Annotated in this window: 3 protein-coding genes; all 3 read right to left on the reverse strand. The window is 72.9% G+C overall.

What is annotated here, in order from left to right:
- Positions 1-53: 53 nt before the first annotated feature.
- The 3 genes from JAO81_RS01980 to JAO81_RS01990 all read right to left on the reverse strand — a co-directional run bounded on the left by JAO81_RS01980 (position 54) and on the right by JAO81_RS01990 (position 6572).
- Positions 54-3491 carry a phosphodiester glycosidase family protein gene (locus JAO81_RS01980; RefSeq protein WP_199546094.1) on the reverse strand — a complete coding sequence of 1146 codons (3438 nt, stop codon included), beginning with the start codon at positions 3489-3491 and terminating at the stop codon, positions 54-56.
- Positions 3492-3840: 349 nt separating this feature from the next.
- Positions 3841-5883 carry a SpoIIE family protein phosphatase gene (locus JAO81_RS01985; RefSeq protein ID WP_199545965.1) on the reverse strand — a complete coding sequence of 681 codons (2043 nt, stop codon included), beginning with the start codon at positions 5881-5883 and terminating at the stop codon, positions 3841-3843.
- A gap of 53 nt (positions 5884-5936) precedes the next feature.
- On the reverse strand, positions 5937-6572 hold the full coding sequence (locus tag JAO81_RS01990) for a trimeric intracellular cation channel family protein (RefSeq protein WP_199545966.1): 636 nt from the start codon (positions 6570-6572) through the stop codon (positions 5937-5939).
- Between the last annotated feature and the right edge of the window lie 142 nt (positions 6573-6714).

Raw genomic sequence — 6714 nt, forward strand, 5'->3', positions numbered from 1 at the left:
CTCCCCCCCCGGGCGCCCCCGCGCCCGGCGCGCACGCGTGACCCACCGGTGCGTCAGAGCCTGTCCGCCTCTGCGACCCGCAGGTCGGCCGCGCTCGCGATGAGCACCTCGGCCCGCTGCGTCACCCCGTTCACCGTGACCGCGAGCGTCACGCTGCCCGGCCGCAGCGCGGTGAGCTCGCCCGTGTCCGGGTCGTACGCGGCCACGTGCCGGCGCCGGGCATCGTCCGGATCGCCGATGTACACGTTCGGCGATCCGGTCCAGTCCGCGCTCACCGGGAAGGCGACCGGGACCTGACGGGTGCCCTGCGCGACCGTCGCCTCGACGTCCCCGCTCTGTCCGGGCGCCAGCGTCCGCGGCGCGGTGAGGGCGAGCGAGTCCGTGTGGGCGCGGGTCTGCACCGAGATCCAGTCGGGGCCGCCCTGCCAGGGCCGCTGCCGCGCCTCGGCCTGCTCGCCGCGCGTCACACGGTCGACGCCGACCAGGGACCAGCCGGTGAAGCCGCCCTTGTCCGCGGGGCCCGCGGGGTTCTTACCGGAGTTGCCGTTGATCAGATACGGCACCGAGTCGACGTGCGCGGCATGGAACACCCCGACGTGGCTGCCGATGAACGCGGCCCCCTTGCCCGACGTACGGCGGAAGTCCGCGAGCCAGCCCTCGACCAGCGCGGCCTCCTTGCGGTCGCCGAGCTGGCTGCCCTTCTGCGGGGTCGGGTCGCGCGGCGGTACGTGCTGGATGAGCGCGACCGAGGAGACCGCGGGATCCTTCGCCGCCTGGTCGAGCGCGGCGCGCAGCGCCTTGATCTGGGCGAAGCCGCCGCCGCGCAGGGACAGGCTGGAGGTGTCGAGGGTGACGAATCGGGTGCCTTCATGGTCGAACACCCGCTGGGCGGGGCCGAATTCGGCGGTGAAGTTGTCGATCTTCCCGCCCATCACCTCGTGGTTGCCGGGCACGTAGTACCAGGGCACGGAGTCGCCGAGCTCCTCCGTGAGGATGGTGCGGGCGAAGGCGAGGTCGGCGGGGGTGCCCTCGTCGACGAGGTCGCCGTTGATGACGAGGAAGTCCGGCCGGGCCGCCTTGATCTCGCGCAGGGTGCGGCGGGCCTGCTGGACGATCGGGCTCCCGGGCTCGCGGGCCACGAACTGGGCGTCGGACATCACCGCGAACTGCCAGTCACGGCCCTCCGTCTCGGCTGCCGAGTCGATCAACTCGTCGGCCACGGTGGGCGGTTCGGGCACCTGCACGCTGGGCGGGACCTGGGCGGTGAGCTCGTCTATGACGACCTGACCGGTGTACTGCTTGGCCGCGGTGGCCTCCGCCAGATAGAAGCGGAACACGGACAGCGGCATGGGCGTGCTCTGCGGCACGGTGAAGGTGACCTGCTGCCAGCCCGTCCACGTGACGTACGGACCGCGCAGGACCAGATCGGATCCGGCGCCGTCCTTGAGGTGCAGGCTGGGCCAGGCGCCCTTGCCGTCACCCTTGATCCACAGCTTGAACGACTGCGGGCTGCCGGGGACCGCGATGCGCTGGGGCGGGGTCAGATAGGCGGCGCGGGTGGCGGTCGAGAGCGAGAAGTCGTACGTCACCTCGAGACCGGTGCCGGTCTGTCCGTCGGGGGTCGGCTCGGCCTTTCCGGCGGCACGGGCGTGGCTGAACGTCCAGTTCGCGGCGTCGTCGAAGCCGGCCACGTGCTGCTCGTCGAGGCCGACGCTGACGACGAGCAGGGTCTCCTCGCCCTGGACGGTGGCCTTGATCTGGCCGGCACCCTTGGCGCTCAGGGGCTTGACGGTGAACGCTCCGCGTCCGTCCTCGCGTATCTCGAACTGTGTCCGGTCGTAGTCGAGCCGCACGTCGCGCGGCTCTATGGGCGCGCTGGTGCCGTGTGCGTCGTGGCCGACGAGCCCGAAGGTGCCGGTCGCCGACGCGTCCGCGAGGCCGACGCGGCGGGTGGTGGGTTCGATACGAGCGAGGGCGTCGAGGACCGTCAACTCGGTGCTGCCGTGCGCGGATCCGCTGCTCGCGCGGACCTCGGTGGTGCCGCTGCGACGGGCGGTGAAGAGTCCGTCGGCCGAGACACGGCCGATGTCCGCGCGCTCGGCCCGCCAGTGCGGCCGGCCCGCGGCGGGCCCGTAGGTCTCGTCGTGTCCGGCGGCGGTGAGCGCACGGCTGAGGCCGGGGAAGACGCGCTCGGGGTGGCCGCCGCGCACGGGGTCGGCGGTCGGTGCGGCGAGGGCGGGTGTGCGGGTCTCGACCCAGTAGCCCTCGAGGCGGCCGCTGCCGTCGGGCGCGGTGAGCGCGAGACCGTTGGGGACGGTGCGTTCGCTGCCGTCGGACGGGCTGTTCTCGACCTGGAGCGCGTCGCTGCCCGGTTCGCGGGCGATGAGCGTGGAGGAGCCGCCGCCGTCGAGGTTCAGGGCGTTGTGCGCACCGGCCTGTTTCATCATCACGCCGAGTTCGGTGAGGGTGACGCCGCCGCTGTCGGCCTGGCGGGCGTCCGCGGTGGGGGTGTGCATCCGGCGGGCCTCCGCGGGGGAGCCGAGGGGGGGGCGCGGGGGGGGGGGGGTGGTGGCCCGGCCCTCGTGGTTCTGGGCGACGCCGTCGACGACGAGGAGCTCCCGTCCGCCGACGGCTGTGCGCGGCACTTCGCCCTCGGTCCTCGGCCGGTACGCGATGCCCACCGGGTCGCCGGCCCGGAGCCCCTTGAGCACCTCGGCCCCGGCCTCGCGCCCGACGAGTACCGTGGCGCCGGCGGCGATCGGACCGCTGCCGGCACTGTCGCTCACCGAGACGACCTTGCCGTCCTCGACGAGGGCCTCGGCCACGGGTGTCGCCTTGTCGACGGTCAGTGCGCGGTCGGCCGTTCCCCAGGCGTCGGTGTAGGCGCCGATGCCGCCGGCCGGTACGTTCGCGGCGTTGTACGCGGCGAGCGCGCGCTCGCCCCCCGGGACGGTCAACGTCCCCTCGAAATAGACCTCCAGGACCCGACCGGCGTCCTGCGGCCCGATCCCCACGGCGCGATGCGCGCCCGGCGCGGGCGACTGCACGAGCCGCCCGTCCTTGATCCCGGCGCCCTGCGGGGCCCCGGTCTCGTTGATGTCGAAGAAGTCCGCGTTGAGGGCGGCGACGGTCCGCCGGCCCTTGCCCGGGTCGTGCGCGGCGGCCAGCTCGGACACGGTCCGCCGCTCGGCGACCTTCCCGGAGTGCAGGTAGTCCGCCTCGGCCCCCTTGCCCAGGTCCACGCTCAGCGCGTCGACGCGCAGCCATTTGTCCGACTCGAGACGGTCGTACGAGGTGAGCGCGACGCCCGGCGCGATGGGCCGGGCGCTGCGCGCGGTCTCGATCCCGTCCCCGTCGACGATCGACCGCACCCCGGCGCCGGGCCCGCTCGCGGGCGGCGGTGCGACGGGGCGGCGTATCTCCGCGCTGTTCGCGGGCCTCGGATCGGTCCCGGAATCGGCGGCGGCGGGGGTGAGCACCCCCCCCGTCATGGCAGCCGCGGTCGCCACCAGCGCGACCCAGCGACCGGCTATGCCTGAAGCCACAACTACTCCTGCATGACGGCGAGTTGCCCAGCGGGCAGATGTCGCGCGTCAGCATCGTCGTGGTCACGTCAGGGGCGCTAGGGGCCGGAGGGAACGGGACGGGAAACAGGCGCGGACGGCTTGATTACGCCGTGCAGAGGTTGAACCTGTGGCGCCGCGTCACCCGTCAGGGGCCCAGCCGGGCGCGTGCGGGAGCTGAACCGAATGCGTGCCCTGCGCGCCGCGCAGGGTCAGTCGGCGGCCGCGACCCCCTCGACCGCGGCCAACTCGTCCTGCGGGAGCCTCGGACCGGGGCTCAGTCGCGGTCCGGGACCGTGAACTCGCACCACACGGCCTTGCCGCTCCCCCGGGACTCCACGCCCCAGACATCGGCGAGGCGGTCGACCAGGAGGAGGCCGCGGCCCGAGACGCCTTCCTCGCCGGCCTCGCGGCGGCGGGGCAGGGCGCTCGAGGTGTCCTCGACCTCGACGCGCATCCGGCGTTCGACGCCGGACAGGACGCGCAAGGTGATGATCGCGGCGCCCTCGGTGTGCATCAGGGCGTTGGTGACCAACTCGTCGGCGACCAGCTCGATTTCGTCGGCGCGGTCGCGGGCGCCCCAGGCGCGTACGGCCGCGCGGACCATATGGCGGGCCTCCCGCAGCGCCATCGGGTCGTTCGGCGCGACGTGCTGCTGGAGCCTGCCACCGGACTTGGGGGCGTCGGAGCCCCGGCGGCGCAGCAGGAGCAGGGCCGCGTCGTCGTCGCCGCCGCGCCGGTCGGCGTCCTCGACCAGCCGCTCGGCGAGTGCCTCGAGGTCGGCGGGCCCCGACGCGACCTGCGCGGTGAGGGACTGCACGCCCTCGTCGAGGTCGTGCCCGGGCTCCTCGACCAGGCCGTCGGTGCACAGCAGCAGGGTCTGGCCCGGGTCGAGTTCAAGGGTGGTGACCGGATACTCCAGGCGCCCGAACTCGGCGGAGAGACCGAGCGGCAGGCCCCCGGCCACGGGTGCGCGCCGGCAGGTGCCGTCCTTGGCGCGCAGCAGCGGATCGATATGGCCGGCTCGTACCAGCTGGACCACTCCCGTGGTGAGGTCCGCCTGGACGTAGAGGCAGGTCGCGAACCGGTCCGTGTCGAGTTCGTGCAGGAAGACGGAGGCGCGGGCCATGACCGTGGCGGGTGTGTGGCCCTCGGCGGCGTACGCGCGCAGCACGATCCTCAACTGGCCCATGACGGCGGCCGCATGGGTGTCGTGTCCCTGGACATCGCCGATGACCGCGCCGACCTTCCCGCCGGGCAGCGGGATCACGTCGTACCAGTCGCCGCCGATGTCCCGGCCGAGCTTCGCCGAGCGATAGCGCACCGCGATCTCCGCGCCGTCGACGGCGGGGATGGAGCGCGGCAGCATCGCCTGCTGCAGGCCGGCGGCGAGGTCCTTCTCCTGCTCGTAGAACATGGCGCGCTGCAGCGACTGCGCGATGCTGCTGCCGAGCGCGACCAGGAGGTTGCGTTCGTCGGCCGTGAAGCCGGTCTTGTCCTGGTAGAGCAGCCCGAGCGCGCCGATCGGGCGGGCCTGCGCGATCAGCGGCAGATACGCGGCCGACGTGATGTTGAGGTGGCTGATGTGCGGCCACAGAAGGGGATAGGAGTCCGCGAAGTCCTCACGGCTCTCGATGAAGCGCGGCGCGAGCGTCCGCACGACTTCGCTCATCGGGTACGACTCGTCGATCCGGGTGAACCGCGTGCCGGGGACGAACGCACCGGGCGGGCCCTCGGCGACCAGATGGATACGGCCCGCCTCGACCAGGCCCATGACCAGGCTCGCCGCGCCGAGGTTCGCGAGGCCCTGGGTCTCGTCGAGTACGTCGATGACGTCCTGCACGGTGCGGGCGTGCGCGAGGGCCGCCGTGGTGCCCTCGACGATGCTGGTCTGGCGGCGGGTCTCGGCGTCGTGCTCCATCCGGATCCGGGTTTCGAGCAGCTCCTCCTCGGCGTCCCGGATGATGCCGAGGATCCGGTGCGGCCGTCCGTTGCCGTCGCGGCAGATGTAGCCCTGGGTGTGGGTCCACCGCAGCGAGCCGTCCCTGCGGCGCAGCCGGAAGTAGGCGCCGTAGGTCCGGCTGCCGTTCTTGAGCGCTTCGGAGACCACGGCGTCCAGACGGTGGCCCTCGTGCGGCGGTACGCGGACACCCAGCGTCTCCGGCCGGCCGTCGTATTCGTCCGGGGTCACGTCGAAGACGTCATGGGCCGCGGGATCCATGTACATCTGGCCACTGTCGAGATTCCAGTCGAAGCTGCCCGTGCGGTTCAGCGCGAGGATCGTTTCGGGCGGCGCAGGCCAGCGGTCCGGCTCGGACATGCGTCCACTTTGCCACGGTTTGCCCGTACCGGTGCGCTGGGCGTGCGGGGCCCTCAGCGGACCCGGCGCTCCGCGGCCCTCGTGGCCGAGTCCGCGAGGCGCGGCAGATGCAGTTCCCGGTGGATCGCCGCCATCCGCAGGGCGAAGACGAGACCGGCGGCGACCACGGTGCCGAGCGTGTCCGATGCGCCCGCCCAGTGCAGCAGGAGGTACCCGACGGCTCCGGCGAGGGCGGCGGTCGCGTACACCTCCTCGCGAAGGAGCAGCGGCGGGAACTCTCCGCACAGCACATCGCGTACGACTTCACCGGTGACACCGGTGAGCACCGCCAGAATGATGACCGCGAACGGGGTGACCCCGGCGTCGATCGCGGCCCGGGCACCGATCACGGTGACCACGGCGAGGCCGATGGCGTCCACGGTCATCAGGGAGCGGTGGGGCAGCTCCCAGCGCCGCAGATAGAGCATCGTGGCGACGGCCGTGCAGCTGATCACGGTGAGCAGTACCCAGTCGTGCGTCCAGTACAGCGGGTGCCGGCCGAGGATCAGGTCGCGCAGGGTGCCGCCGGATATGGAGGCGGCGAAGGCCAGGACGATGCCGCCGAAGGGGTCCATGTTGGCGCGGTGCGCGGCGAGGACACCGCTGGCCGCGAAAGACGCGACTCCGACGAGATAGAGGACGTGCAGCACGGAGCTTCCCCCTGGAAACGGCGTACGGGCAGGAGTTTCGAGAACACCACGCGCCGTCTTCCGCGTGCTTCGTCCTTCCGGCCGGGGAGTCCGGCCGGAAGGACGGAATCAGGTGTGCGGGGGCCCGCAGGCCGGGAAGGAG

It is taken from the genome of Streptomyces sp. N35, assembly GCF_016464295.1.
Classification (GTDB): Bacteria; Actinomycetota; Actinomycetes; order Streptomycetales; family Streptomycetaceae; genus Streptomyces.

Excerpts from the sequence above, each read along its gene's own strand:
- JAO81_RS01980 (WP_199546094.1), bottom strand. The coding sequence starts at position 3,491 with ATGACGGGGGGGGTGCTCACCCCCGCCGCCGCCGATTCCGGGACCGAT.
- JAO81_RS01985 (WP_199545965.1), bottom strand. The coding sequence starts at position 5,883 with ATGTCCGAGCCGGACCGCTGGCCTGCGCCGCCCGAAACGATCCTCGCG.